This window comes from Bacillus sp. FSL W7-1346, assembly GCF_038593335.1.
GTDB classification, from domain to species: Bacteria; Bacillota; Bacilli; order Bacillales; family Bacillaceae; genus Bacillus; species Bacillus altitudinis.
On sequence record NZ_CP151988.1, the window covers coordinates 1,540,251 to 1,566,605 of the forward strand.

Here is a 26,355-nt window from a genome sequence, read left to right on the forward strand (position 1 = left end):
CTAGTCATAAATGTACGGATGGTGTCTGCATATGAAACTAAATAAAAAAGAACGACAAAAGCTTCTCCAGCAAACGATCAGCTCGACTCCGTTCATTACTGATGAAGAATTGGCAAGTAAGTTCGGTGTAAGCATTCAAACAGTTCGTCTTGACCGTTTGGAGCTGTCAATCCCTGAATTACGCGAACGAATTAAGCACGTGGCCGAAAAGACATTAGAGGATGAAGTGAAGTCTCTTCCGCTGGATGAAGTCATTGGAGAAATGATTGATGTAGAGCTTGATGATCAAGCGATTTCCATTTTTGAAGTGAGAAAAGAGCATGTATTCAGCCGTAACCAAATTGCCAGGGGACATCATCTTTTTGCCCAGGCAAATTCGCTGGCAGTAGCCGTCATCGACGATGAACTGGCTTTGACAGCAAAAGCAAATATTAAGTTTACAAGGCAGGTCAAACAAGGCGAAAGAGTCGTCTCAAAAGCCAAAGTTGCCTCACATGATAAAGAAAAAGGCAGAACCGTAGTTGAAGTAAACAGCTATGTAGGTGAGGAAGTTGTCTTCTCAGGCGATTTCGTCATGTATCGCTCAAAACAAAAGTAAAAGGTGGCACATAACATGAGAATTGCAGTCGATGCAATGGGGGGAGATCATGCCCCTAAAGCCATTATTGACGGTGTGCAAAAAAGCTTAGAAGCATTTTCAGATATCGAGATTACACTAGTCGGCGATGAAAGCAAGATCAAATCATACATAACAAATCATGAACGCATCACGATCTTAGATGCAAAAGAAGTCATTGAACCAACGGATGAGCCAGTGCGTGCAGTGAGACGTAAAAAGGATTCTTCTATGGTGAAAATGGCGCAGGAAGTTTCAGAAGGAAGAGCAGATGCCTGTATTTCAGCTGGAAATACTGGGGCACTCATGACAGCAGGCCTGTTTATCGTAGGCAGAATTGATGGCATTGACAGACCAGCACTTGCTCCGACGTTGCCAACACTTGATGGCAGCGGGTTCTTATTATTGGATGTCGGCGCAAACGTTGATGCAAAGCCAGAGCATCTTGTGCAATATGCCATGATGGGATCTATTTACGCAGAGCATGTCTTCCCGAAGAGCAATCCACGCGTTGGACTTTTAAATGTCGGGACAGAAGATAAAAAAGGCAACGATTTAACGAAAAAAACCTTTGAATTATTAAAAGCATCAGATTTGAATTTCGTAGGAAATGTAGAATCGCGTGACTTATTAGAGGGTGTAGCTGATGTCGTTGTCACAGATGGTTTCACGGGGAATATCGCCCTTAAAACGATCGAAGGCACAGCTCTTTCTGTTTTTAAAATGCTGAAAGAAACCTTAACATCCAGCTTCACAGCTAAAATAGCAGCAGGTATGATGAAGCCAAAATTAATGCAGATGAAATCTAAAATGGATTACTCCGAATATGGTGGTGCCGCATTATTTGGTTTAAAAGCGCCCGTTATTAAAGCGCATGGATCCTCTGATGAAAATGCGATTTTTCATGCCATTCGTCAGGCGCGCGACATCGTTAAAAAAGACGTTTCAGCTATCATTCATCAAGAAGTTCAAAAAGAAGACACGAATGAGTCGTAATGGAGGTAGAGTAGCATGAGTAAAATTGCTTTTTTATTCCCAGGCCAAGGCTCTCAAAAAATTGGCATGGGAAAAGATTTATTTGACCAAGAAGCAGCATCTAAAGCTGTGTTTGAAGAAGCAGATCAGACCCTTGGTTTTGATTTATCTTCAATGATTTTTGAAGGAGATGCAGAAGAACTGACGCTGACATATAATGCACAGCCAGCTCTTTTAACGACAAGCATCGCGATCTTAAAGAAGTTTGAAGAGAGCGGAATCAAAGCAGATTATGCAGCAGGGCACAGTCTGGGTGAATATACAGCCCTTGTTGCAGCGGGAGCTCTTTCGTTTAATGATGCCGTTTTCGCAGTGAGAAAGCGCGGCGAATTAATGAATGAAGCCGTTCCAGCAGGAGAAGGCGCAATGGCGGCGATTCTTGGCTTAGACCAAGCGGCGCTTGTAGAAGTGACAAAAGAAGTGACAGAAAGCGGTCATCTTGTAGAACTAGCGAACTTAAACTGTCCGGGGCAAATCGTCATCTCTGGTACAGCAAAAGGTGTGGAACTTGCATCAGAGAAAGCGAAAGAAAAGGGCGCAAAACGTGCAATTCCACTTGAAGTGAGTGGACCTTTCCATTCTGCATTAATGAAACCAGCAGCTGAAAAATTCACAGATGTATTATCTAAATTAGACATTTCTGATGCCGCGACGCCAGTGATTTCAAACGTAACAGCAGACATCGTGACATCACGTAATGAAATTGAAACGAAGCTGATTGAACAATTGTATTCTCCTGTTCGATTTGAAGAAAGTGTAGAACGCTTGATTGACTTAGGCGTGACAACATTTATTGAAATTGGTCCTGGTAAAGTGCTCTCAGGTCTTGTGAAAAAAGTCAATCGCCGCCTGACGACCATTTCCGTATCAGATCAAGCAACAATTGAAGCAGCTATTCAAACACTCAAGGGGGATTCTTGATGCTTACAAATAAAACAGCCGTTGTCACAGGTGCATCTCGCGGTATTGGCCGTTCGATTGCGATCGATTTGGCGAAAAAAGGTGCCAATGTTGTGGTGAACTATTCAGGCAACGAAGCAAAAGCAAATGAAGTCGTCGATGAGATCAAAGCACTTGGCCAGCAGGCTTTTGCTGTCAAAGCGGATGTGTCAAATGCAGAAGAAGTACAGGCATTAATGAAACAAGCCGTTGATACATTTGGTTCAATCGACATTCTTGTGAATAATGCTGGAATTACAAAGGACAACCTGCTCATGAGAATGAAAGAAAATGAATGGGATGATGTCATTAACATAAACTTAAAAGGTGTCTTCAACTGTACAAAAGCTGTGACACGTCAAATGATGAAACAGCGCAGCGGAAGAATCATCAATGTAGCATCTGTTGTCGGCGTTTGCGGAAACCCTGGACAAGCAAACTACGTTGCAGCAAAAGCTGGTGTGATCGGATTAACGAAAACAACAGCGAAAGAGCTGGCAAGCCGTCATATTACAGTCAATGCCGTAGCACCAGGCTTTATTTCTACTGATATGACTGACAAGCTTGATGAGAATGTTCAAACAGAAATGCTTAAGCAAATCCCGCTCGCACGCTTTGGTGCGCCTGAAGATATAAGCAACGTTGTTGTCTTTTTAGCTTCAGAAGGAGCAGGTTATATTACAGGCCAAACCATCCAAGTGGATGGCGGAATGGTTATGTCCTAAGAAATATCAAAATTTCGTTACGTTTTCTCTAGTTTTTTAAAAACGAATCAACTATAATACTTTGAGGGGAGGTGAAAGGCAATGGCAGACGTATTAGAGCGTGTATCAAAAATTATTGTAGACCGCCTTGGCGTTGATGAGGCTGACGTGAAAATGGAGGCTTCATTTAAAGAAGATTTAGGCGCTGATTCCCTTGATGTAGTTGAGCTAGTTATGGAACTTGAAGATGAGTTCGATATGGAAATTTCTGACGAAGATGCTGAAAAAATTGCAACAGTCGGTGACGCTGTGAACTACATAAATAGCCAGCAATAAGCGTAACAAAGTCCCGTCTATTTTCATGGCGGGACTTTGAAAATTTATGTTAGTTTCAACATATTCAGCTGATCAATTGTCAGCCTTTTTCAGATGCTAAGGAGCACGGTTTCCTTGCATGTAGAAAGAGAGACTCCATATAATCAGTATCCTTAAAGGCGATGACGCCTACCTGGAGGTTGCTATGCCAAAACACTATAAAGACAAACAGAAACAGAGCAAAAAACTAGAGCAATTCAGAGAATTTCAGCAGCGCATTTCTGTACACTTTAAAAATGAAAAACTACTCTATCAAGCCTTTACACATTCCTCTTATGTGAATGAGCATCGGAAAAAACCTTATGAGGATAATGAAAGACTTGAATTTTTAGGGGACGCTGTTTTAGAGTTGACGATTTCACAGTTCTTATTTGCAAAGTACCCAGCCATGAGCGAGGGAGATTTAACAAAACTGAGAGCGGCGATCGTATGTGAGCCATCACTTGTGTCATTAGCACATGAGCTGTCCTTTGGAGACCTTGTTCTTTTAGGAAAAGGGGAAGAAATGACAGGCGGCAGAAAGCGTCCGGCACTCTTAGCAGACGTATTTGAGGCGTTTATCGGAGCGCTTTATTTAGATCAAGGACTTGAGCCTGTTGAACGATTCCTAGAAGCCTATGTGTACCCGAAAATTAATGACGGGGCATTCTCACATGTCATGGACTTTAAAAGCCAGCTTCAAGAATTTGTTCAGCGAGATGGAAAAGGTGTACTTGAATACCGAATCCTGCATGAAAAAGGTCCAGCACATAACCGGGAATTTGAAGCCAATGTATCCCTTAGAGGAGAAGTGCTCGGGATTGGAAATGGCCGTTCAAAAAAAGAAGCCGAACAGCATGCTGCACAGGAAGCACTTGCTAAATTACAGAAACATCATATGAACCAATAAAATCCCCCTCGTGATTCAGGGGGATTTCACTCTGTTTTCCATCATCTTTTTTCAGTTCATATGGTAAGATAATAGTACTTTAAATACATAAGGAGGATCACTCTCATGTTCCTCAAACGTTTAGACGTGATAGGATTCAAATCTTTCGCACAGCGGGTGACTGTAGACTTTGTCAAAGGGGTTACAGCTGTTGTTGGACCAAACGGAAGCGGCAAAAGTAATATTACTGATGCGATCCGCTGGGTACTTGGAGAGCAATCAGCAAAAAGCCTCCGCGGAGGAAAAATGGAAGACATCATTTTTGCAGGAAGCGACTCAAGAAAACGAGTCAACTTAGCAGAAGTGACATTAACGCTCGATAACGAAGATCACTTTTTGCCGATCGATTTTCACGAAGTCAGTGTGACAAGAAGAGTTTATCGTTCTGGAGAAAGTGAATTTCTCATTAACAATCAATCTGTCCGCTTAAAGGATATTATTGATCTTTTCATGGATTCAGGTCTTGGAAAAGAAGCTTTTTCGATCATCAGCCAAGGTAAGGTAGAAGAGATTCTATCGAGTAAAGCTGAAGAAAGACGTAGCATCTTTGAAGAAGCAGCTGGTGTCCTGAAATATAAAACAAGAAAGAAAAAAGCCGAGAATAAACTGTTTGAAACGCAGGACAACTTAAACCGGGTGGAAGATATTCTGCATGAACTAGAAGATCAAGTAGAACCACTAAGAATGCAGGCATCTATTGCAAAAGACTATCTGCAAAAGAAAGAAGAACTTGAAAATGTAGAAATTGCTCTCACCGTCCACGATATTGAAGCACTGCACAAAAAATGGACAACACTTGGTGAAGCTGTCGAGCGGTTCAAACAAGATGAAATGAAGCAGTCCACAGACATTCAAGCGAAGGAAGCCAAAATCGAAGAATCGAGAGACCGTATTCAGGCGCTTGACGATTCGATTCATGACCTCCAAGAAGTCCTCCTTTTCACAAGTGAAGAACTAGAAAAGCTTGAAGGGAAAAAAGAAGTTCTAAAAGAACGGAAAAAAAATGCGGCCGCTAACCAAGGGCAGCTAGAAGACACGCTCGTGCGTTTAACCGAAAAACAGTCGTTGTTAACGGAAAAGATTGAACAGCAGAAAGTCACACGTGACAGCCTGCAAACAGAAGTGCAGCAGCTAAAAGATGAAGTGAAAACAAAACAGCATCAGCTGTCTCTTCATAGTGAAGATGTGGAAGGGCAAATTGAACAGCTGAAAAGCGATTATTTTGACCTATTAAACGAGCAAGCTTCTATCCGAAACGAACGTAAATTACTAGAAGAGCAACAGCGCCAAGCAGCCTTGCAGCTAGAGCGGTTAACGCAAAATAATCAGAAACATATCGAAGAACGGGTGTCTGTGAAGGAAAAGAAAACAGAAGCCGAGCAGCAACTTTCAGAACGAGAAGAAGACATTTTGGCTCAGGTGAAACGCTTTAGAGAAGCGGAACAAAAGCTAGAGCAGATGAAGCGTCAATACGAGAAAAAAGAAACGGCTCTTTACCAAGCCTATCAATATGTACAGCAGGCAAAATCTAAAAAAGAAATGCTTGAATCGATGCAGGAAGACTTCTCAGGATTTTTCCAAGGAGTGAAAGAGGTTTTAAAGGCAAAGGATCGGTTAGGCGGTATTCACGGGGCGATTGCAGAGCTGATTCAAACAGAGCAGCAACATGAAACAGCGATTGAAATTGCACTTGGCGCAGCCACGCAGCATGTCGTTACTGAAAATGAAGCGGCTGCCAGACAGGCCATTGGATACTTAAAGCAGCATTCCTTTGGGCGTGCGACCTTCCTGCCGATGAACGTCATTAAAGAACGAACCATTCAGTTTAGAGATATTCAAACAGCTGAGCAGCATGACGCATTTATCGGCGTAGCGAGTCAGCTCGTTTCCTTTGACGAAAAGTATGAAAAAGTCATACAGAATTTGCTTGGAACGGTCCTGATTGTTCAAGACTTAAAAGGTGCCAATGAGCTGGCGAAAATGCTTGGACATCGTTATCGCATCGTGACCCTTGATGGGGACGTGGTGAACCCAGGCGGTTCAATGACTGGGGGCGGCGTAAAGAAAAAGAACAATTCCCTCCTCTCCAGAAACCGAGAGATTGAAACATTAACAAAGCAGCTCGTTGAAATGGAAGAAAAAACAACGATCCTTGAAAAAGAAACAAAAGAAACGAAGCAATCGATTGCCGCAAGCGAAGTCCAATTAAATGAACTGCGTCAGCGCGGCGAAATGCTTCGAGAAAAGCAGCAAGAGTTAAAAGGGACATTATATGAACTGCAAGTAGCTGAAAAAAATATTAACGCTCATCTAGAGCTCTATGATCAAGAAAAAGAAGAGTTGCAGCAGCGCTCTAGCGAACTTGCGATCAAGGACAAAGAGCAGGCAGCCCTTGAAACATCTATAGGTGAGAAACTGACCTCTCTTGACGAAGAGATCAACACGTTAACAAAACGGAAGCAGACCCAAAGCTCAACGAAAGAGACCATTTCTTCCGAATTAACAGAGCTGAAAATCTCGCTTGCCAAAAAAGAGCAGTCTTTAGCAAATGAACAAGAAAAACTTTCGAGCTTAACGGCTGAATTAGAAGAGGCTGAAAAGACGCTGACGGAAACAAAAGAAGATTTGTCCCTCTTAACAAGTGAAATGTCATCCAGCTCAAGCGGCGCCGAACAACTGGAAGAAGCGGCAAAAGAGAAACTGGAACATAAAAACAAAACGACAGCGCTTATCTCAGAGCGACGCAAACAGCGCCTGGCTCTTTCTGAAACATTAGAATTCGCAGAACGTGAACTGAAAGAACAAAAACGCCTGTATAAACAGCTCACGACAAGCTTAAAAGATGAAGAAATCAAGCTTGGCCGCATGGAAGTTGAACTTGATAACCTCATCGCCTATTTAAACGAAGAGTATGCCCTTTCGTTTGAAGGAGCAAAAGAAATGTATCATCTGACGCTATCGCCGGATGAAGCAAGAAAACGCGTGAAATTGATCAAACTAGCCATTGAAGAGCTTGGAACAGTGAACTTAGGCAGTATTGACGAGTATGAACGTGTGAATGAACGTTTTCTCTTCTTAACTGAACAGCGCAATGATCTGACAGAAGCGAAAAATACGTTATTCCAAGTCATTGAAGAAATGGATCAGGAGATGACGAAACGTTTCTCTGAGACATTCTCTCAAATCCGCGGGCATTTTGAATCTGTTTTCCAAGCATTATTTGGCGGAGGAAGAGCAGACCTTAAGCTCACAGATCCAAACGATTTACTAAACTCAGGCGTCGATATTGTGGCGCAGCCGCCGGGGAAAAAGCTGCAAAATCTAAGCCTGCTTTCAGGCGGAGAAAGAGCATTAACAGCCATCGCTTTATTATTCTCGATCTTAAAAGTGAGACCAGTTCCATTCTGTGTGCTAGATGAGGTAGAAGCGGCACTTGATGAAGCGAATGTGTTCCGCTTTGCCCAGTATTTAAAGAAATACAGCCAAGAAACACAGTTCATTGTCATTACTCACCGGAAAGGAACCATGGAAGAAGCAGATGTTCTGTACGGTGTCACGATGCAGGAGTCAGGTGTCTCAAAACTGGTATCTGTCAAACTAGAGGAAACGAAAGAGCTTGTCCAGTAATTAAAGGAGGTTTTTGAACCCATGAGCTTTTTTAAGAAATTAAAAGAAAAATTTACGCAGCAAACCGATTCAGTATCAGAAAAGTTTAGAGATGGACTTGAAAAAACGAGAAATTCGTTTCAGGGAAAAGTAAATGAACTCATTTCTCGTTATCGTAAAGTGGATGAAGACTTTTTTGAAGAACTAGAAGAAGTGTTAATCGGTGCGGATGTTGGTTTCACGACTGTGATGGAACTGATTGATGAGCTGAAAAAAGAAGTGAAATTAAGAAACATTCAAGACCCAAGTGAAGTACAGGCAGTCATCTCTGAAAAACTCGTGGAGATTTACAATAGCGGTGAGGAACAAATTTCTGAACTGAACATTGAAGACGGCCGTTTAAATATTATTTTATTCGTAGGTGTGAACGGTGTCGGTAAAACCACCACCATTGGTAAGCTGGCAAACAAGCTAAAAAATGAAGGGAAATCCGTCATTTTAGCAGCAGGTGATACGTTCCGTGCGGGGGCGATTGAGCAGCTTGAAGTATGGGGCGAGCGCTCTGGTGTTCCTGTCGTTAAACAAACAGCAGGCTCTGACCCGGCAGCGGTCATCTATGATGCCGTTCAATCAGCTAAAGCCAAAAAAGCAGATGTCTTGATCTGTGATACAGCAGGCAGACTGCAAAACAAAGTCAACTTGATGAAAGAGCTAGAGAAGGTCAAGAGAGTCATTGAACGCGAAGTGCCCGATGCACCGCACGAAGTACTGCTTGCCCTTGATGCGACAACAGGTCAAAATGCGATGGCGCAAGCGAAGGAATTTTCTAAAGCGACAAACGTGACAGGTATCGCTTTAACAAAGCTTGACGGTACTGCAAAAGGCGGGATTGTTCTTGCCATTCGCAATGAACTCAACATACCTGTAAAACTTGTCGGATTAGGTGAAAAAGTAGACGATCTGCAAGAGTTCGATGCTGAATCGTATGTGTACGGATTATTCTCAGACATCATTGATCAAGAAGACTAATCAAGATGCCGACAAAACTGCCGGCATTCAGCGTGTAGACAAACCCTCGCATTCTTTGTCAGTCCTGCGTGCTGGTGCTCACGAATGTGACATTCGCTCCGCGCCAGTACTCGTCCTTCCTAGACTTCAAAGGTTTTCTATCACGCTGAAAAGAAGACAAAGGGCTAAAATCAAGTTCATTTTAGCCCTTTGTCAACAATCTGGGGATGCCGGCAAAATTGCCGGCATTTTTATTTAAATATCGCCGCAGGAAGTGACAAGATAAAAACTTGACACATAGATCAGAACCGTGTAAACTTAGTTGTTGTAAAGGGAATGAACTTAACAAAGGGGAGAGAGCCCATGACGCTTGAAAAGACAACGAGAATGAACTACTTGTTTGATTTCTATCAATCGTTGTTGACCGCAAAACAAAAGAGCTACATGTCGCTTTACTACCTAGACGATTTTTCCCTCGGTGAAATTGCGGATGAATATGAAGTATCAAGACAGGCTGTTTATGATAATATTAAACGGACTGAAGCGATGCTTGAACAATATGAAGAAAAGCTGCTCTTGTTTAAGAAATTTAAAGAGCGTAAAGAACTTCTCACAAAAATGAGAGAGCTTGTAGCAGATTCCGCGCAAAAGGAAGAAGCAGAAGCTTTAATTGAATCGCTTGAGAAATTAGATTAGGAGGCGGCACAGTATGGCATTTGAAGGATTAGCCGACCGACTGCAGCAGACGATTTCAAAAATCCGCGGCAAAGGAAAAGTGTCAGAGCAAGATGTAAAAGAAATGATGCGCGAGGTACGCCTTGCCCTTCTTGAAGCTGACGTCAATTTTAAAGTAGTCAAAGACTTTGTGAAAAAAGTAAGCGAGCGGGCAGTTGGACAAGAGGTCATGCAAAGTCTTACCCCAGGACAACAGGTCATTAAAGTTGTAAAAGAAGAACTCACTGAATTAATGGGCGGGGAAGAGAGTAAAATCGCTGTAGCGAAAAAATCTCCAACTGTCATTATGATGGTTGGTCTTCAAGGGGCAGGTAAAACGACCACAACTGGAAAGCTTGCCAACTTACTTCGCAAAAAACATAATCGCAAGCCGATGATGGTGGCTGCTGATATTTACAGACCAGCAGCGATCCAGCAGCTTCAAACACTTGGGAAACAGCTTGATATGCCCGTATTCTCATTAGGTGATCAAGTTAGTCCTGTCGAAATTGCCAAACAGGCAATTGAAAAAGCGAAAGAAGAACATCATGATTATGTCATTTTAGATACAGCAGGACGTCTTCATATTGATGAAGACTTAATGGATGAACTTCAGAAAGTAAAAGAAGTCGCAAATCCAGAAGAGATTTTCCTCGTTGTTGACTCGATGACTGGTCAAGATGCTGTCAATGTCGCAAAAAGCTTTAATGAACAGCTTGGTTTAACAGGTGTCGTTCTGACAAAACTAGACGGTGATACACGAGGCGGGGCAGCACTTTCAATTCGTGCAGTCACAAATACGCCGATTAAATTCGCCGCACTAGGTGAAAAGCTTGATGCAATTGAACCATTCCATCCAGAGCGGATGGCATCGAGAATTCTTGGCATGGGAGATGTGCTCACGCTTATTGAAAAAGCACAAGCAAACGTTGACCAAGATAAAGCGAAAGAGCTTGAACAAAAAATGCGGACAATGAGCTTCACGCTCGATGATTTCCTCGAGCAGCTTGGGCAGGTTCGCAACATGGGTCCACTTGATGAACTGATCCAAATGATGCCGGGAGCCGGTAAAATGAAAGGGCTCAAAAACGTCCAAGTAGACGAAAAGCAGCTCAATCACATCGAAGCGATCATTAAATCAATGACGACCGAAGAAAAAGAACAGCCAGAGGTCATCAATGCAAGCCGCAGAAAACGGATTGCAAAAGGAAGCGGAACATCTGTACAGGAAGTCAATCGCCTTTTAAAACAATTTGACGAAATGAAAAAGATGATGAAGCAAATGACCAACATGTCCAAAGGAAAGAAAAAAGGCGGCTTTAAATTACCATTTATGTAATTGGTTATACATGATAAAACCGTTGTTAAGAAAAAACACTTTACAAACCCTTTTATCATTGTTAATATACTATCTTGTTGAAATATTTTCGGAGGTGCTAGTAAAATGGCAGTAAAAATTCGTTTAAAACGTATGGGAGCAAAAAAATCTCCTTTCTATCGTATTGTTGTAGCAGATTCTCGTTCACCACGTGACGGTCGTTTCATCGAAACAGTTGGAACTTACAACCCAGTGGTATCACCAGCTGAGGTGAAAATCAACGAAGAATTGGCGCTTAAATGGCTTCAAAATGGTGCGAAACCATCTGATACAGTTCGTAACCTTTTCTCAAGCCAAGGAATTCTTGAAAAATTTCATAATGCGAAAAACAGCAAATAATGAATGAGCTGTCCTTGGAAGAATTGATTGTGTCCATCGTCGAGCCACTTGTTGATTTCCCTGAAGATATTCACGTATCTTCATTAGAAAAAGATGAGCAGGTCATTTACACACTGTCTGTCAATGCTGAAGATACCGGAAAAGTGATCGGAAAGCAGGGACGTACAGCTAAAGCGATACGAACAGTCATGTTTGCAGCAAGTGCAGAGTCTTCTAAGAAAGTTCAACTTGAGATTGCTGACTAAAAAGGGAGAGGGCTTAGGACCTCCCCTTTTTTTACACGTTTAAATCTATTTTTCGTTATACTGTAGAGGACAAATGCCTTCGGATAGGGGGACAAAAAGGAAGATGCAGATCATTCAACATGTCACCGTCATGCAAGTATTAACTGAAAGCAGTAAGGACAAGCTGTTAACGACTTTTTTGGAGAAAAAAGAAAGACTAGAACGTGAGTGCAATCAACTATATTTTCAACTAAAAAAGCATGAAAAAGAACCACATCAGCAAGAAGCCATCCCTCAATTTCAAAAAGCCATTGAAAAAAGACAAGAGAAAATGAGGCAAATTGATTTTCAAGTCGAGCAGCTGCATATCTTGCCTCTTGGCAGTGAAATGAAAGAAACAGAAGTGGATGCGCTGATTGAAGTAAAAATAGGTGATAAATGGGATGACAAAATGCAAGACAATGTCATCGTCGTGAAAGACGGCACCATTGTGGAAATACGTCAGGGGTGATTGAGAAAATGGAGCTAGAATGGTTGAATGTCGGAAAGATCGTCAATACACATGGAGTGCGCGGAGAAGTACGTGTTGTGTCAAAGACTGATTTCCCAGAAGAACGCTACAAAAAAGGCAGCGTCCTTTATATTTTCAAACAAAATCAAAAAGAACCGCTAAAAGTGACTGTCGCATCACATAGACAGCACAAACAATTTGATTTACTGACATTTGAAGAAGTCGGCTCGTTAAATGAAGCTGAGCAATTAAAAGAGTCGATTTTAAAAGTAGAAAAAGAACATCTTGGTTCATTAGATGAAGGGGAATTCTATTTCCACGAAATCATCGGCTGTGAAGTATATGATGAAGAGGACAAACTGATTGGTCAAATCAAAGAAGTTTTAACGCCAGGGGCAAATGATGTATGGGTGGTTGGAAGAAAAGGCAAAAAAGATGCCCTCATCCCTTATATTCCATCTGTCGTCAAAACAGTTGATATTTCATCCAAGAAAGTACACATTGAAGTGATGGAAGGACTCATCGACGAATGAAAATTGACTTTTTAACACTGTTTCCTGAAATGTTTGAAGGGGTGCTTCACTCATCGATCTTAAAAAAAGCTCAGGAAAAAGATGCGGTCTCATTTGATGTCGTGAATTTTAGGGAGTATTCCGATCATAAACATAAAACAGTGGATGACTATCCGTATGGCGGCGGTGCTGGCATGGTTCTGAAAGCACAGCCTGTATTTGATGCGGTAGAAGATTTAACGAAAAAAGCAAACAAGAAGCCCCGCATTATTCTTGTCTGTCCTCAAGGAGAAAGATATACACAAAAGAAAGCAGAAGAGCTTGCAAAAGAAGAGCATCTTATGTTCATTTGCGGCCACTATGAAGGCTACGATGAGCGCATCAGGGAGCATCTTGTCACAGATGAAATCTCAATCGGAGATTTCGTTCTCACAGGCGGAGAGCTGCCGGCGATGATGATTGCAGACAGTGTGGTCAGGCTTTTGCCTCATGTGCTTGGAAAAGAAGCGTCTCATATCGAAGATTCATTTAGTACAGGTCTGCTTGAGCATCCGCACTATACAAGACCAGCTGATTATAAAGGATTGAAAGTACCAGATGTGCTTCTCTCTGGAAATCATGCCAAAATTGAAGAGTGGCGGCGTAAAGAATCGTTGAAGCGAACCTATACAAGACGGCCAGATTTGATCGATTCTTGCAAAACATTAACGGATGAAGAAAAAAGATGGCTTTGGCAGCTTCATAATGACTAGATTGTATTGCACAAGGTATACAGGTGTGGTATGATACTACTTGTGACTTGGACGGCTTGCCGATTCAAGTTTGAAAACGATGTTCCGCTGCAATGAAGAAAGAGGACATGAGCATCTGTTGGAAGGAGTTGAAAACGATGCAACAATTGATTGAAGAAATCACAAAAGAACAATTACGCACTGATCTTCCTGCGTTCCGTCCTGGTGACACTTTACGTGTACACGTGAAAGTTGTCGAGGGTACTCGTGAGCGTATCCAGATCTTTGAAGGTGTTGTAATTAAGCGTCGTGGTGGTGGAATCAGCGAAACTTTCACAGTTCGTAAGATCTCTTACGGTGTAGGCGTTGAGCGTACATTCCCTGTACACACACCAAAAATCGCTAAGATCGAAGTTGTACGTCACGGTAAGGTACGTCGTGCGAAACTTTACTACCTACGTGAACTTCGCGGTAAAGCGGCTCGTATCAAAGAAATCAGACGATAATGATATCAAAGGAAAGAGCTTGTTACCTGTAACAGGCTCTTTTTTTGTACAATGTATAGAGACAACCGTTAGAAGAGAGAAGGTGCACATATGACAATTCAATGGTTTCCAGGCCATATGGCAAAAGCAAGACGGGAAGTCACAGAAAAATTAAAGCTCATCGACATCGTATTTGAATTAACCGATGCAAGGATTCCGATGTCCTCTAGAAACCCAATGATTGAAGAAATCCTCCAAAACAAACCGAAAATTATGCTTTTGAACAAAGCAGATAAAGCAGATCCTCGTATGACAAAAGAGTGGCAGGCACACTTTGAAGCGCAAGGTGTACGGTCGCTTGCCATTAATTCTGTCGATGGACAAGGGTTAAATCAAATCATTACGACATCAAAAGAAATCTTAAAAGAAAAGTTCGATCGAATGAAAGCAAAAGGTGTTAAGCCGCGTGCCATTCGAGCTTTGATTATCGGAATTCCCAATGTCGGCAAATCAACGCTGATCAATCGGTTGGCAAAGAAAAATATTGCGAAAACAGGAGATCGACCTGGTATTACGACGTCACAGCAATGGGTGAAGGTAGGAAAAGAACTTGAACTGCTCGATACCCCCGGAATTCTCTGGCCGAAATTTGAAGATGAACAAGTAGGTCTTAGGCTGGCCGTCACCGGAGCGATTAAAGACTCAATCATCAACTTGCAGGATGTCGCAGTGTATGCGCTACGCTTTTTAGAAGAGCACTATCCAGAGCGATTAAAAAAACGCTATGATCTAGCAGAAATACCTGAAGATACAGTTGAGCTGTTTGATGCCATTGGCACAAAACGCGGCTGCCTGATGAGTGGAGGGTTCATAAATTACGACAAAACGACCGAAATCATTATTCGGGATATTCGAACGGAAAAATTTGGTCCCCTCACTTTTGAGAAGCCTGAAAGCTAAAAGACACGCAGCTCATGCGGGTCTTTATTTTTTGCGAAAAACTGCCGATATAAAGAAGGAGGCTGCGGAAAAGCCAATGTACACGGTCAAACAAATAAAAGAATTAATAGAACAACATGCTGACGACGAGTCATACATTCGTGAACTATTGAAAGACGATACAAGAAAAAGTGTCCAGAAGCTGATGGACAAATGGAACAAAGACAGAGAAAAGCAGCAAGAACTGCATGCAGCATGGAAGCAAATGCTGCAATTTGAAACCAAAGCAAAAGCGCAAGGATACACTTATATTGCAGGCATAGATGAAGCAGGAAGAGGACCACTGGCTGGCCCAGTTGTTGCGGCAGCTGTGATATTAAAAGAAGATACCGTCCTACTCGGTTTAAATGATTCAAAACAGCTATCTGAGAAAAAAAGAATGACCTATTATGAGCTCATTCAAAAGGAAGCACTCGATATCGGCATCGGCATTGTTGATGCGGCAACGATTGACGAAATCAATATATACGAAGCATCAAGACTGGCGATGGTGAGGGCTGTAAAGCAGCTCACTCACACACCTGATTATCTACTCATAGATGCGATGACGCTCCCGCTTCCTACTCAACAGGAGAATATCATCAAAGGAGATGCTAAAAGCGCATCCATCGCAGCTGGTGCATGTATTGCCAAAGTGACAAGGGACCAAATGATGGAAGAGTATGGACGCCAGTACCCTGAGTATCAATTTGAAAAACATAAGGGGTATGGAACGAAAGAGCACCTGGCTGCCATTCAAACACATGGCGCTACACCTATCCACCGGTTATCATTTGCACCAGTGAAATCTGTTATTTCATAAATATATTGACACAAGGAGGCTGCCTGTGATGACAAGAGTTGAAGATATACATACTGCACTGAATAGTCGGCTGAATACGGCAGAATCTGTTCCGCTTAACACGGAAGGAAAGGAAAATATTCACCGGCTCATTCTTGGTAAAGTACTAAAAATGCTTGGAGATGATACAGCGCTTGTTCAAATAGGCGCTACTAAAATAAAAGCGCAGCTAGCGGCTCAGCTCAAAGCCGATTCATTCTATTGGTTCCAATTAGAACAAGAAGGTGGAGGCAGCCTGAGTAAATTAAGACCTGTTCAGCAATTTGACCAAGATCCTAAAACTTTAAAGGATGCCGCAGCTAAACTACTAGAAGGTCTGTCGCTTAAAAATGGACTTGAACAAATGTTAACAGCTACAGCCTTTTTAAAAGAAAAACCGGTCATCAACGAAGCAGAGTTAAAAACGGCAGTAAAATGGATTGAACAACTTCAAGGCGCGGATATCAAAAAAGGTCTGCAAGCACTTCTTTTTGCTTTAAAGAAAGATTTGCCGATTCAGCAAGGAGTGCTCCAATCAATATTAGCGATGAAATCCCCCTCTGCACTTCATCAGGATGTGACAGCACTGCTAGATCGATTAACACAGCTTCCGAAGCAATCAGAAGCCACACAGGCTCTTACACAGGCCGTTCGTACGGTTGTAAATGCTGAGACAACTGTTCATGCAGAAAAGCTCTTATCGGTGCTTCTAGGAGCAAAAGAAGGTCAAACGAAGCAAGGAGAAAGCTTGCAGCTGGTGCAGCCTCATGTCAATCCGGCTCAGCAAACAAAGCAGAGCCAGCCCGCCGCTATACAAGGGCGACAGGTGGATACAGTGAATCAGAACAGCGTGCAGCAATTATTAAGTCCAAAACAGCTCCCGCTTCAGCAAATAGAACGCATTCTGACGAGCATCACAAAGCAAGGTACAGACGGACAGCAGCAGCTTGATGTAAAACAACTCACATCACTGGTTCAAGCAGTCCAGCAGGCAGGGCCACAGGCTGACGCAAAGGCAGCCGTGCTTCAAAGGGAATTTCCGTTTCTTTCAAAAACAGAGGCGAACGCATTGGCAAAGGTCATTCAGCAGACTGAACCAGCATTAAGCAATAAAACCGATGTACTCGATTTACTGATGACGATGAAAAAAGCGATAGGTGTACGAGATGAAATTGGGGTGCTGAAATTACTGGAAAAGGGCAGCCAAGATGTCAAAAGCCAAGAGCTTCACCAATTAAAGATGGTTTTAAATGATGCAAGGCAAGCTGATGTTCCCGAGCCCGTAAAAAAAGAAGTGGATCAATTATTCCATAGATTAAATGGGCAGTTACTAGTGCATCAGGAAAACCAAACAGTTAGTCAAATGATGGTTTCTTACCCGCTTTTCTCAAAACATAGTGTTCAAGATTTAACCTTTATTCTAAAAGGGCATAAGAAAAAAGATGGCTCTATCGATATTTCTCAGTGCCGTTTAATGTTTTATTTAAACATGGAAAACTTAGAAGAAACGTTAATAGACTGTACGATTCAGCAAAAAGTGATGTCAATTACAGTCGAGACGGCTCACGAACTGCAAGGGACCATTAATCCAATGATTCCAGCTGTTCGAGAGAATTTAAATGCCCTAGGGTATAGTTTGACGGGGATTACAGCGAAAAAGAGAGAAGAGCCAATTGATCCGTCTGACTTTCTAGATGAACACTTTCATAAAATCAGCGAGAAAGGGCTGGACTTACGAGTATGAAAGATTCAAAACCGCTTAGAAGAGCGGTCGCTCTACACTATGATGAAGAAAAACAAAAAGCGCCAAAAGTCGTTGCAACAGGCAGTGGCTATGTGGCTGATCATATTATTGAAGAAGCTCAAAAAGCTGGAGTCCCTATTCAAGAAGACCGTAATTTAGTAGAACTGATGCGCCACTTAACGCTCGATGAGGAAATCCCAGAAGCGTTATACGATACTGTAGCAGAAATATTTTCATTTATCTATCGATTGGATCAAAAAATGAAAAAATAAGGTAAAATAAGTGTTTTGACTGAAAAATTTATATTTTTAATAAAATAAAAGTTTGAATGTTTAGAAGGATTTTACGATTTTACATAGAACCCTAGACATTCTCTTTTTTATTCTTTAAAATGAAAGCGCAGTCTATTTTATAATTTTTGTTTCTACATATGTTGGGAGGATGGGAAATGAATATCCATGAGTACCAAGGAAAAGAAATCCTAAGAAAATATGGGGTTTCAGTTCCAAATGGTAAAGTAGCATTTACACCTGATGAAGCAGTGAAAGCATCAGAAGAGCTTGGAAGCTCTGTATATGTCGTAAAAGCACAGATTCATGCAGGCGGCCGTGGTAAAGCAGGTGGGGTAAAAATTGCAAAAACAAAAGATGAAGTGAAAGGGTTTGCAGAGGAATTGCTCGGCAAGACACTTGTCACACATCAAACAGGGCCTGAAGGGCGCGAAATAAAACGCTTACTTATTGAAGAAGGCTGCGATATTCAAAAAGAGTACTATGTAGGACTCGTTTTGGATAGAGCGACATCAAGAATTGTTTTGATGGCTTCTGAAGAAGGCGGTACTGAAATTGAAGAAGTAGCAGAAAAAACGCCAGAAAAAATCGTGAAAGTGGTCATCGACCCAGCGATTGGTCTCCAAGCCTATCAGGCGAGAGAAGTTGCGTTTAAAATTAATATTCCAACAAAATTAGTTGGTCAAGCTGTTAAGTTTATGACAAGCCTTTACAATGCGTTTATTGAAAAGGATTGTTCAATTGCCGAGATAAATCCTCTTGTTGTAACAGGTGATGGAAAAGTCATGGCACTTGATGCAAAATTAAACTTTGATAGCAATGCCTTATATAGACAAAAAGATATATTAGAATACCGTGACCTTGATGAAGAAGATCCAAAAGAGATTGAAGCATCTAAATATGACCTAAGCTACATTTCTCTAGACGGGAATATTGGCTGTATGGTGAATGGAGCAGGCCTTGCGATGTCTACAATGGATATCATCAAGCATTACGGCGGGGACCCTGCAAACTTCCTTGATGTTGGCGGCGGTGCAACTGCTGAAAAAGTAACGGAAGCATTTAAAATCATCTTATCTGATCAAAATGTCAAAGGGATTTTCGTGAACATTTTTGGCGGCATCATGAAATGTGATGTCATTGCAGAAGGTGTTGTTGAAGCGACGAAACAAGTCGGCTTAACATTACCACTCGTTGTACGTCTTGAAGGAACAAACGTTGAATTAGGGAAGAAAATCCTGAGTGATTCAGGCTTAAATATCACTTCTGCTGAGTCTATGGCTGACGGGGCAGAAAAGATTGTATCTTTAGTCAAGTAGAGCAGAAAGGCAGGGAACCTAAATGAGTGTATTTATTAATAAAAATACGAGAGTAATTGTTCAGGGGATTACCGGTTCAACCGCATTATTCCATACAAAACAAATGATTGAGTATGGAACAAATATCGTTGGCGGTGTCACACCTGGAAAAGGTGGAACTGAAGTAGAGGGAGTTCCTGTATTTAATACTGTATCTGAAGCAGTACAGACAACTGGAGCAAATGCTTCTGTTATCTATGTACCAGCACCATTTGCAGCAGACGCCATTTTAGAGGCTGTTGATGCAGAAGTGGATCTAGTGATTTGTATCACAGAACACATTCCAGTTCTGGATATGGTTAAAGTGAAACGCTATATGGAAGGTAAGAAGACAAGACTTGTTGGACCGAACTGTCCTGGCGTGATTACACCTGAAGAATGTAAAATTGGCATCATGCCTGGCTACATTCATAAAAAAGGTCATGTTGGTGTTGTATCTCGTTCTGGAACGCTTACATATGAAGCGGTACATCAGCTTTCAGAGGCTGGTGTTGGTCAATCAACAGCTGTAGGAATTGGCGGAGACCCTGTCAATGGCACGAACTTTATTGATGTATTAAAAGCCTTCAATGAAGATCCTGAAACGCATGCTGTGATCATGATTGGTGAAATCGGTGGTACTGCTGAAGAAGAAGCAGCTGAATGGGTAAAAGCAAATATGACCAAGCCGGTTGTTGGCTTTATTGGCGGTAAAACAGCGCCTCCAGGAAAACGCATGGGACATGCTGGCGCCATTATTTCTGGTGGTAAAGGAACTGCTGATGAAAAAGTAAAAACAATGCGTGAATGTGGAATTGAAGTGGCAGAGACACCATCTGTCATGGGAGAAACCTTAATTAAAGTGTTAAAAGAGAAGAATCTCTTCGAAGCTTGTAAAACGCATTAATGACACAAGAAGACTTGTTCTTTGACAAGTCTTCTTCTTTCTATCTTAAACTGGAGGAATGGTATGTACAACGTGTCCGAAAGAATGATTTTTCACCGCTTAAAAGGCCTCATCTCACCCTCTTTGTTAACAAAATGGTGGAAAGTCGATCCTGAGCTATATATAAATGAAGAAACACATCATTTCAAACAGGATCGATCATTACAAAAGATCGACTTTACCCGCTTACAACAAGCTGAAGAAAATGAATTCCCCATTTTTCAACACATCGTTCAAGCCTATTTAAAGCAAAATATTCACATGATTCCCATCACATCACCTTTATATCCCAGCTCACTAAAACACATTTATGATCCTCCCCCAGTATTATTCCTAAAAGGAAACGTTACCTATTTAAATGAAGAAAAAAGTTTAGGTGTAGTAGGTACACGAGTGCCAACCTCTTATGGAGAAGCGTGCGTGAAGAAAATTGTTGGAGAACTTGTAGAGGAAGATTGGATGATTGTGAGTGGTTTAGCAAAAGGAATTGATGGACTTGCACACAAAGAGTGCATAAGAAAAAAAGGAAAAACGATTGGTGTTGTAGCTGGCGGTTTTCAACATGTATATCCAAAAGAACATGTGCAAATGGCTCAATATATGGGAGAACATCATTTACTGTTGTCAGAGCATCCGCCTTATATCAAACCAGAAAAATGGCATTTTCCAATGAGAAACCGATTAATTAGTGCCCTGACAAGAGGAACCATCGTGGTTCAGTGCAAAGAAAAGAGCGGTTCGCTTATTACAGCCTACCAGGCATTAGAGCAAGGAAAAGAAGTGTTTGCTGTTGCAGGATCGATCTTTGATTCTAATTCTATAGGTCCAGCTAGACTGATTCAGCAAGGTGCCAAGCTTGTTCATTCAACGAAGGATATTTTAGAGGAATTCTCCTTGAGCGGTGTTCAATATACTGAACTCCCATAAAAATATCGTTTGACAAAAGACATCGGAATATTTAATAATAGTGAGGATTTAAGTTTACACTTTGTTTTTCGTGTTTATAATGATGTTCATCATAAAGAATTTTTAACGATTGCCTGTTAGATAGGTGCAATTAACATAAATATAAATTTGTGAAATGGATAAAGAGAGAACACCTCTTAAGGGGGATTTTGAGTATGGCTGATTATTTAGTCATCGTTGAGTCGCCAGCAAAGGCGAAAACGATTGAGCGTTATTTAGGAAAAAAGTATAAAGTAAAGGCTTCAATGGGGCACGTAAGGGATTTACCGAAAAGTCAGCTTGGTGTTGACACTGAGCATGACTTCGAACCGAGATATATTACGATTCGAGGAAAAGGTCCAGTCTTAAAAGAATTAAAAACAGCAGCGAAGAAAGCAAAAAAAGTATATCTCGCAGCTGACCCTGACAGAGAGGGAGAAGCGATTGCTTGGCATTTAGCTCACAGCCTTGACCTTGACCTCTCTTCGGATTGCCGCGTAGTCTTTAACGAGATTACAAAAGATGCAATTAAAGATTCCTTTAAGCATCCACGTATGATCAATATGGACTTGGTTGATGCGCAGCAGGCAAGACGGATTTTAGATCGTCTCGTTGGATATAAAATCAGCCCGATTTTATGGAAGAAAGTCAAAAAGGGCTTAAGCGCCGGTCGTGTTCAATCAGTTGCACTCCGCCTGATTATTGACCGCGAGAATGAAATTAATGAATTCAAACCAGAAGAATACTGGACAATTGATGGCACCTTCCTAAAAGGGAAAGAAAGTTTTGAAGCGAGTTTCTTTGGCGTAAATGGCAAAAAACATCCGCTAAAAACAAAAGAAGATGTAAAAGAAATCCTTTCGAAATTAAAAGGAAGTAAGTTTTCTGTTGAAAAAGTGACGAAAAAAGAACGTAAACGCAACCCAGCTGTTCCGTTTACAACATCTACCTTACAACAAGAGGCAGCGAGAAAACTAAACTTCCGTGCGAAGAAAACGATGATGATTGCACAGCAATTATATGAAGGAATTGATCTTGGTAAAGAAGGTACAGTAGGTCTCATTACATATATGAGAACGGACTCAACACGTATTTCCAATACGGCAATTGAAGAAGTATCTGCTTTCATTGATCAAACGTACGGCAAGAATTTCTTGAATACAACAAAACGAACTGCCAAAAAGAACGAAAATGCACAGGATGCTCACGAAGCCATCCGTCCGACTTCTACGCTAAGAAAACCAGCAGATGTCAAACATGTGCTAAGTAGAGATCAGCTTCGTCTTTATAAATTGATTTGGGAACGTTTTGTGGCAAGCCAAATGGCACCAGCTGTTCTTGATACAATGAGTGTGGATCTTGAAAATAACGGGCTTACTTTCCGTGCAAATGGAAGTAAGGTGAAATTCCCTGGATTTATGAAAGTGTATGTTGAAGGGAAGGACGACCAGTTAGAAGAAAAGGATAAAATGCTTCCTGATCTGAAAGAGGGAGATACCGTTCTTTCAAAAGATATTGAACCAGAGCAGCACTTCACGCAGCCGCCTCCACGTTACACTGAGGCAAGACTTGTCAAAACCCTTGAAGAGCTAGGTATTGGCCGCCCATCTACGTATGCACCAACATTAGATACCATTCAAAAGCGTGGCTACGTGGCACTTGATAACAAACGGTTTATTCCAACAGAGCTTGGAGAGATTGTGCTCAACTTAATTATTGAATTCTTCCCTGAAATCATTAACGTAGAATTTACTGCGAAAATGGAAAAAGAACTTGATAGCGTTGAAGAAGGTACGATTGAATGGGTACGCATTATCGACAGTTTCTATCAAGATTTTGCAAAACGGGTAGAAAAAGCAGAAGCAGAGATGCAGGAAGTTGAGATCGAGCCTGAATACGCCGGAGTTGATTGCGAAGAGTGTGGTCATCCAATGGTGTACAAAATGGGGAGATACGGTAAGTTCATGGCATGCTCTAATTTCCCTGACTGCCGTAACACAAAACCAATTGTCAAAGATATTGGTGTCAAATGCCCGACTTGTCACGAAGGAAATATCGTTGAACGGAAATCTAAGAAGCGCCGCATTTTTTACGGTTGCGATCGTTTTCCAGAGTGTGAATTCGTCTCTTGGGACAAACCAATTGAAAGAAAGTGTCCAAAATGCGAAAATATGCTTGTAGAGAAAAAGCTGAAAAAAGGCATTCAAGTTCAATGTGTGAACTGTGATTATAAAGAGGAACAACAAAAATAGCGGTGAGCAGCCTTGTTCACCTGCTTTTTTATGTCATCAAATAGAACTTACGAAATAGGAGAGTTGTACAATGAGTCAATTTGTAAATGTGATCGGAGCAGGTTTAGCAGGAAGTGAAGCGGCATGGCAAATTGCTAAGCGCGGAATTAAAGTCCATCTGTATGAAATGAGACCTGTCAAACAAACACCAGCTCACCACACAGATAAATTTGCGGAGCTCGTATGCAGTAACTCATTGCGTGCGAATGCTTTAACGAACGCAGTCGGTGTTTTAAAGGAAGAAATGCGTCATTTAGATTCAGCAATCATCGCAGCAGCAGATGAAAGCTCGGTTCCTGCTGGTGGAGCGCTTGCAGTAGATCGTCATGAATTTGCAGCTAACGTCACAGACCGCGTGAAAAATCACCCGAATGTGACGGTCTTTCAAGAAGAAGTGCAAAGCATTCCAGAAGGTCCGACGATTATCGCAACGGGTCCTCTTACATCAGAAGCACTTTCAAAAGAATTAAAATCTTTAACAGGTGAAGAGTATTTATATTTCTACGATGCAGCAGCGCCGATCCTCGAGAAAGACAGCATCGATATGGATAAAGTGTACTTGAAATCACGTTATGATAAAGGGGAAGCGGCTTATTTAAACTGTCCGATGACAGAAGAAGAATTCGATCGTTTTTATGAGGCGCTCATTTCTGCTGAAACTGTGCCGTTAAAAGAGTTCGAAAAAGAAATCTTCTTCGAAGGCTGTATGCCCATTGAAGTCATGGCCAAAAGAGGGAAAAAAACCATGCTCTTTGGCCCGATGAAACCAGTTGGACTTGAAGATCCAAAAACAGGGAAAAGACCTTACGCTGTTGTTCAATTAAGACAGGATGATGCAGCAGGTACTTTATATAATATTGTTGGTTTCCAAACACATCTAAAGTGGGGCGATCAAAAGGAAGTATTCCGTTTGATACCAGGTCTTGAAGAGGCAGAGATTGTTCGCTATGGTGTGATGCACCGTAATACATTTATTAACTCGCCAAGCCTTCTAAAACCGACGTATCAATTTAAAAATAGAGATGACTTATTCTTTGCCGGACAAATGACTGGTGTTGAAGGATATGTTGAGTCCGCGGCTTCAGGACTAGTGGCTGGAATCAACGCAGCTCGTTTTGTTAAAGGAGAAGAGCTTGTGACACTTCCAGAAGAAACAGCGATTGGCAGTATGGCTTACTACATCACATCAACAAACAAGAAAAGCTTCCAGCCGATGAATGCAAACTTTGGCTTGCTGAAAGATCTTGGCGTTCGAATTAAAAACAAACAAGAGCGCTATGCAGAGTACGCTAAACGCGCAATCGAAACTATTCAAACTATTTCGAAATCTCTGTAGTAAAACATTGCACGGGAAGCAAGATATGTGATACCATTTAAAAGCCTTAAAGAGGTGTAAAAATGACAGATAAACAGCGTCTTGTCCACTTATTCATTGAATATTTGCAGATTGAAAAGAACTATTCAGCTTTAACGATCTCAGGTTATACTGAGGCGATTGAAGAGTTTGTCAGATTTATGAACATTCAAGGAATAGACGGTTTTGAAGAGGTATCCTATCAAGATACGAGAATTTATTTAACAGAAGCTTATGAAAAAGGCCTTACAAGAAGAACGATTAGTAAGAAAGTCTCTGCACTTCGCAGCTTTTATAAATTTTTATTAAGAGAACAGCTTGTGAAAGAAAATCCTTTTTTACTCGTTAGCTTACCAAAGCAGGATAAGCGAATTCCTTCATTTTTGTATGAAGAGGAACTAAAAGAGCTATTTACAGTTTCTGATGTAAATACACCGCTTGGTCAAAGAAATCAAGCCATTTTAGAACTACTTTATGCAACAGGTATGAGGGTCAGTGAGTTATGTTCATTAAAAGAATCTGATCTTGATTTATCGATGGATACAGTGCTTGTACATGGGAAAGGCAGCAAACAGCGGTATGTACCTTTCGGCTCTTATGCACATGAAGCGCTCTCCACATATTTAGAGGATGGAAGGCAGAAGCTGAAAGTGAAGGGAAAGGATCGTGCTGATTCACATGTGTTTTTGAATCAGCGCGGAGCTCCTCTTACAGATAGAGGCGTTCGATTCATTCTCACTGAATTAATGAAAAAGGCGTCTGGCACATTACATATCCATCCACACATGTTAAGGCACACCTTTGCTACGCATCTTTTAAACGAGGGAGCGGATTTAAGAAGTGTTCAAGAACTTCTCGGTCACTCAAATTTATCATCAACACAGGTGTACACGCATGTATCAAAAGATTCTTTAAGAAAAACGTACATGTCTCATCACCCAAGGGCTTTTAAACGATCCTAAAAGGAGGTTTTTTCATGTCATCATTTCATGCAACCACAATCTTTGCCGTTCAACATAAAGGAAAAAGTGCGATGGCTGGAGACGGTCAAGTCACTTTTGGGCAGGCTGTCGTCATGAAACACACAGCAAAAAAAGTGCGCCGTCTTTTCGGAGGCAAAGTACTCGCAGGTTTTGCTGGTTCAGTTGCAGATGCATTTACACTCTTTGAGAAGTTTGAAACGAAGCTTGAAGAATACGGTGGTAACCTAAAACGCGCAGCTGTAGAACTGGCGAAAGAATGGCGAAGTGACAAGATGCTCAGACAGCTTGAGGCCATGCTGATCGTCATGAATAAAGAAAGCATCCTGCTCGTATCTGGAACAGGAGAGGTCATCGAGCCAGACGATGGCATTTTGGCTATCGGGTCAGGCGGTAACTACGCGCTTAGCGCCGGGAGAGCACTCAAAAAACATGCAGGTGACCATCTCTCAGCTCGAGAGATTGCAAAGGCGGCTCTTGAAACGGCCGGAGAAATCTGTGTCTACACGAACGATCAAATCACTTTAGAAGAGCTTGAATAGAA

At 41.6% G+C, this 26,355-nt stretch carries 27 protein-coding genes; all 27 read left to right on the plus strand.

Annotation, left to right across the window (positions count from 1 at the left end; genetic code table 11):
* Window positions 1–31 precede the first annotated feature (31 nt).
* The 27 genes from fapR to hslV all read left to right on the plus strand — a co-directional run bounded on the left by fapR (window position 32) and on the right by hslV (window position 26,353).
* On the plus strand, window positions 32–598 hold the full coding sequence (gene fapR, locus NST09_RS07835) for a transcription factor FapR (RefSeq protein ID WP_017359102.1): 567 nt from the start codon (window positions 32–34) through the stop codon (window positions 596–598).
* 15 nt (window positions 599–613) lie between these two features.
* Window positions 614–1,612, plus strand: coding sequence for a phosphate acyltransferase PlsX (plsX, locus tag NST09_RS07840; RefSeq protein WP_017359101.1), 999 nt, complete (start codon window positions 614–616; stop codon window positions 1,610–1,612).
* A gap of 15 nt (window positions 1,613–1,627) precedes the next feature.
* Window positions 1,628–2,572, plus strand: a complete 945-nt coding sequence (fabD, locus tag NST09_RS07845) for an ACP S-malonyltransferase (protein WP_041090537.1) — start codon at window positions 1,628–1,630, stop codon at window positions 2,570–2,572.
* Window positions 2,572–3,315 carry a 3-oxoacyl-[acyl-carrier-protein] reductase gene (gene fabG, locus NST09_RS07850; protein ID WP_008344855.1) on the plus strand — a complete coding sequence of 248 codons (744 nt, stop codon included), beginning with the start codon at window positions 2,572–2,574 and terminating at the stop codon, window positions 3,313–3,315. The genes fabD and fabG overlap by 1 nt, the downstream gene beginning before the upstream one ends.
* An 81-nt stretch (window positions 3,316–3,396) precedes the next feature.
* The gene (acpP, locus tag NST09_RS07855) at window positions 3,397–3,630 is read left to right on the plus strand and encodes an acyl carrier protein (protein WP_003212028.1); all 234 of its coding nucleotides are present in this window, start codon (window positions 3,397–3,399) and stop codon (window positions 3,628–3,630) included.
* Between the two features lie 184 nt (window positions 3,631–3,814).
* Complete coding sequence (gene rnc, locus NST09_RS07860; RefSeq protein WP_017367233.1) at window positions 3,815–4,558, plus strand: ribonuclease III; 744 nt, start codon at window positions 3,815–3,817, stop codon at window positions 4,556–4,558.
* Window positions 4,559–4,663: 105 nt separating this feature from the next.
* Window positions 4,664–8,224, plus strand: coding sequence for a chromosome segregation protein SMC (gene smc, locus NST09_RS07865; protein WP_342493497.1), 3,561 nt, complete (start codon window positions 4,664–4,666; stop codon window positions 8,222–8,224).
* A 21-nt stretch (window positions 8,225–8,245) separates the two neighbouring features.
* Window positions 8,246–9,232: a signal recognition particle-docking protein FtsY gene (gene ftsY / locus NST09_RS07870; RefSeq protein ID WP_046527268.1), complete on the plus strand. Its 987-nt coding sequence runs from the start codon at window positions 8,246–8,248 to the stop codon at window positions 9,230–9,232.
* Between the two features lie 342 nt (window positions 9,233–9,574).
* A complete protein-coding gene (locus tag NST09_RS07875) occupies window positions 9,575–9,907 on the plus strand; it encodes a putative DNA-binding protein (protein ID WP_008344844.1) in 333 nt (110 codons plus the stop codon).
* Between the two features lie 13 nt (window positions 9,908–9,920).
* The gene (gene ffh / locus NST09_RS07880) at window positions 9,921–11,264 is read left to right on the plus strand and encodes a signal recognition particle protein (RefSeq protein ID WP_008344842.1); all 1,344 of its coding nucleotides are present in this window, start codon (window positions 9,921–9,923) and stop codon (window positions 11,262–11,264) included.
* 105 nt (window positions 11,265–11,369) lie between these two features.
* Entirely contained in the window at window positions 11,370–11,642 is a 273-nt protein-coding gene (gene rpsP, locus NST09_RS07885; protein WP_008344841.1) for a 30S ribosomal protein S16, read from the plus strand.
* Window positions 11,642–11,887 (plus strand): KH domain-containing protein, encoded by a 246-nt coding sequence (locus tag NST09_RS07890; protein WP_012009937.1) that lies wholly within the window; start codon window positions 11,642–11,644, stop codon window positions 11,885–11,887. Before rpsP ends, NST09_RS07890 begins: the two co-directional genes overlap by 1 nt.
* A gap of 103 nt (window positions 11,888–11,990) precedes the next feature.
* Window positions 11,991–12,377 carry a YlqD family protein gene (locus tag NST09_RS07895; protein ID WP_008344839.1) on the plus strand — a complete coding sequence of 129 codons (387 nt, stop codon included), beginning with the start codon at window positions 11,991–11,993 and terminating at the stop codon, window positions 12,375–12,377.
* Window positions 12,378–12,385: 8 nt separating this feature from the next.
* Window positions 12,386–12,910 (plus strand): ribosome maturation factor RimM, encoded by a 525-nt coding sequence (rimM, locus tag NST09_RS07900; RefSeq protein WP_008344836.1) that lies wholly within the window; start codon window positions 12,386–12,388, stop codon window positions 12,908–12,910.
* A complete protein-coding gene (gene trmD, locus NST09_RS07905) occupies window positions 12,907–13,641 on the plus strand; it encodes a tRNA (guanosine(37)-N1)-methyltransferase TrmD (protein WP_007499635.1) in 735 nt (244 codons plus the stop codon). The genes rimM and trmD overlap by 4 nt, the downstream gene beginning before the upstream one ends.
* 137 nt (window positions 13,642–13,778) lie before the next feature.
* Window positions 13,779–14,126: a 50S ribosomal protein L19 gene (gene rplS, locus NST09_RS07910; RefSeq protein ID WP_008344834.1), complete on the plus strand. Its 348-nt coding sequence runs from the start codon at window positions 13,779–13,781 to the stop codon at window positions 14,124–14,126.
* A gap of 90 nt (window positions 14,127–14,216) precedes the next feature.
* Complete coding sequence (gene ylqF, locus NST09_RS07915; protein ID WP_007499632.1) at window positions 14,217–15,065, plus strand: ribosome biogenesis GTPase YlqF; 849 nt, start codon at window positions 14,217–14,219, stop codon at window positions 15,063–15,065.
* Window positions 15,066–15,141: 76 nt separating this feature from the next.
* The gene (locus tag NST09_RS07920; RefSeq protein ID WP_065460331.1) at window positions 15,142–15,906 is read left to right on the plus strand and encodes a ribonuclease HII; all 765 of its coding nucleotides are present in this window, start codon (window positions 15,142–15,144) and stop codon (window positions 15,904–15,906) included.
* A 28-nt stretch (window positions 15,907–15,934) separates the two neighbouring features.
* A complete protein-coding gene (locus NST09_RS07925) occupies window positions 15,935–17,668 on the plus strand; it encodes a glycosyltransferase (RefSeq protein WP_342493498.1) in 1,734 nt (577 codons plus the stop codon).
* Window positions 17,665–17,940 carry a FlhB-like flagellar biosynthesis protein gene (locus tag NST09_RS07930; protein ID WP_008344827.1) on the plus strand — a complete coding sequence of 92 codons (276 nt, stop codon included), beginning with the start codon at window positions 17,665–17,667 and terminating at the stop codon, window positions 17,938–17,940. Before NST09_RS07925 ends, NST09_RS07930 begins: the two co-directional genes overlap by 4 nt.
* A 176-nt stretch (window positions 17,941–18,116) precedes the next feature.
* The gene (gene sucC / locus NST09_RS07935) at window positions 18,117–19,277 is read left to right on the plus strand and encodes an ADP-forming succinate--CoA ligase subunit beta (protein WP_008344824.1); all 1,161 of its coding nucleotides are present in this window, start codon (window positions 18,117–18,119) and stop codon (window positions 19,275–19,277) included.
* A 22-nt stretch (window positions 19,278–19,299) separates the two neighbouring features.
* Window positions 19,300–20,202, plus strand: a complete 903-nt coding sequence (gene sucD, locus NST09_RS07940) for a succinate--CoA ligase subunit alpha (protein WP_007499624.1) — start codon at window positions 19,300–19,302, stop codon at window positions 20,200–20,202.
* Between the two features lie 63 nt (window positions 20,203–20,265).
* A complete protein-coding gene (dprA, locus tag NST09_RS07945) occupies window positions 20,266–21,168 on the plus strand; it encodes a DNA-processing protein DprA (RefSeq protein ID WP_008344822.1) in 903 nt (300 codons plus the stop codon).
* A 194-nt stretch (window positions 21,169–21,362) separates the two neighbouring features.
* Window positions 21,363–23,438, plus strand: a complete 2,076-nt coding sequence (topA, locus tag NST09_RS07950; RefSeq protein WP_058213783.1) for a type I DNA topoisomerase — start codon at window positions 21,363–21,365, stop codon at window positions 23,436–23,438.
* Window positions 23,439–23,508: 70 nt separating this feature from the next.
* Window positions 23,509–24,813 (plus strand): FADH(2)-oxidizing methylenetetrahydrofolate--tRNA-(uracil(54)-C(5))-methyltransferase TrmFO, encoded by a 1,305-nt coding sequence (gene trmFO / locus NST09_RS07955; protein WP_007499618.1) that lies wholly within the window; start codon window positions 23,509–23,511, stop codon window positions 24,811–24,813.
* A gap of 62 nt (window positions 24,814–24,875) precedes the next feature.
* Window positions 24,876–25,793 carry a tyrosine recombinase XerC gene (gene xerC, locus NST09_RS07960; protein ID WP_007499616.1) on the plus strand — a complete coding sequence of 306 codons (918 nt, stop codon included), beginning with the start codon at window positions 24,876–24,878 and terminating at the stop codon, window positions 25,791–25,793.
* 14 nt (window positions 25,794–25,807) lie between these two features.
* Complete coding sequence (gene hslV, locus NST09_RS07965) at window positions 25,808–26,353, plus strand: ATP-dependent protease subunit HslV (RefSeq protein ID WP_007499614.1); 546 nt, start codon at window positions 25,808–25,810, stop codon at window positions 26,351–26,353.
* The last annotated feature ends 2 nt before the right edge of the window (window positions 26,354–26,355 follow it).

What these genes read in the sequence shown, in the direction of transcription:
- ffh (WP_008344842.1), top strand. Translation starts at nt 9,921, where the DNA reads ATGGCATTTGAAGGATTAGCCGACCGACTGCAGCAGACGATTTCAAAA.
- rpsP (WP_008344841.1), top strand. Translation starts at nt 11,370, where the DNA reads ATGGCAGTAAAAATTCGTTTAAAACGTATGGGAGCAAAAAAATCTCCT.
- trmFO (WP_007499618.1), top strand. Translation starts at nt 23,509, where the DNA reads ATGAGTCAATTTGTAAATGTGATCGGAGCAGGTTTAGCAGGAAGTGAA.
- ylqF (WP_007499632.1), top strand. Translation starts at nt 14,217, where the DNA reads ATGACAATTCAATGGTTTCCAGGCCATATGGCAAAAGCAAGACGGGAA.
- acpP (WP_003212028.1), top strand. Translation starts at nt 3,397, where the DNA reads ATGGCAGACGTATTAGAGCGTGTATCAAAAATTATTGTAGACCGCCTT.
- rnc (WP_017367233.1), top strand. Translation starts at nt 3,815, where the DNA reads ATGCCAAAACACTATAAAGACAAACAGAAACAGAGCAAAAAACTAGAG.
- rimM (WP_008344836.1), top strand. Translation starts at nt 12,386, where the DNA reads ATGGAGCTAGAATGGTTGAATGTCGGAAAGATCGTCAATACACATGGA.
- plsX (WP_017359101.1), top strand. Translation starts at nt 614, where the DNA reads ATGAGAATTGCAGTCGATGCAATGGGGGGAGATCATGCCCCTAAAGCC.
- NST09_RS07930 (WP_008344827.1), top strand. Translation starts at nt 17,665, where the DNA reads ATGAAAGATTCAAAACCGCTTAGAAGAGCGGTCGCTCTACACTATGAT.
- fabG (WP_008344855.1), top strand. Translation starts at nt 2,572, where the DNA reads ATGCTTACAAATAAAACAGCCGTTGTCACAGGTGCATCTCGCGGTATT.
- dprA (WP_008344822.1), top strand. Translation starts at nt 20,266, where the DNA reads ATGTACAACGTGTCCGAAAGAATGATTTTTCACCGCTTAAAAGGCCTC.
- xerC (WP_007499616.1), top strand. Translation starts at nt 24,876, where the DNA reads ATGACAGATAAACAGCGTCTTGTCCACTTATTCATTGAATATTTGCAG.
- ftsY (WP_046527268.1), top strand. Translation starts at nt 8,246, where the DNA reads ATGAGCTTTTTTAAGAAATTAAAAGAAAAATTTACGCAGCAAACCGAT.
- NST09_RS07895 (WP_008344839.1), top strand. Translation starts at nt 11,991, where the DNA reads ATGCAGATCATTCAACATGTCACCGTCATGCAAGTATTAACTGAAAGC.
- topA (WP_058213783.1), top strand. Translation starts at nt 21,363, where the DNA reads ATGGCTGATTATTTAGTCATCGTTGAGTCGCCAGCAAAGGCGAAAACG.
- hslV (WP_007499614.1), top strand. Translation starts at nt 25,808, where the DNA reads ATGTCATCATTTCATGCAACCACAATCTTTGCCGTTCAACATAAAGGA.
- fapR (WP_017359102.1), top strand. Translation starts at nt 32, where the DNA reads ATGAAACTAAATAAAAAAGAACGACAAAAGCTTCTCCAGCAAACGATC.
- NST09_RS07890 (WP_012009937.1), top strand. Translation starts at nt 11,642, where the DNA reads ATGAATGAGCTGTCCTTGGAAGAATTGATTGTGTCCATCGTCGAGCCA.
- trmD (WP_007499635.1), top strand. Translation starts at nt 12,907, where the DNA reads ATGAAAATTGACTTTTTAACACTGTTTCCTGAAATGTTTGAAGGGGTG.
- sucC (WP_008344824.1), top strand. Translation starts at nt 18,117, where the DNA reads ATGAATATCCATGAGTACCAAGGAAAAGAAATCCTAAGAAAATATGGG.
- rplS (WP_008344834.1), top strand. Translation starts at nt 13,779, where the DNA reads ATGCAACAATTGATTGAAGAAATCACAAAAGAACAATTACGCACTGAT.
- NST09_RS07875 (WP_008344844.1), top strand. Translation starts at nt 9,575, where the DNA reads ATGACGCTTGAAAAGACAACGAGAATGAACTACTTGTTTGATTTCTAT.
- fabD (WP_041090537.1), top strand. Translation starts at nt 1,628, where the DNA reads ATGAGTAAAATTGCTTTTTTATTCCCAGGCCAAGGCTCTCAAAAAATT.
- NST09_RS07920 (WP_065460331.1), top strand. Translation starts at nt 15,142, where the DNA reads ATGTACACGGTCAAACAAATAAAAGAATTAATAGAACAACATGCTGAC.
- smc (WP_342493497.1), top strand. Translation starts at nt 4,664, where the DNA reads ATGTTCCTCAAACGTTTAGACGTGATAGGATTCAAATCTTTCGCACAG.
- NST09_RS07925 (WP_342493498.1), top strand. Translation starts at nt 15,935, where the DNA reads ATGACAAGAGTTGAAGATATACATACTGCACTGAATAGTCGGCTGAAT.
- sucD (WP_007499624.1), top strand. Translation starts at nt 19,300, where the DNA reads ATGAGTGTATTTATTAATAAAAATACGAGAGTAATTGTTCAGGGGATT.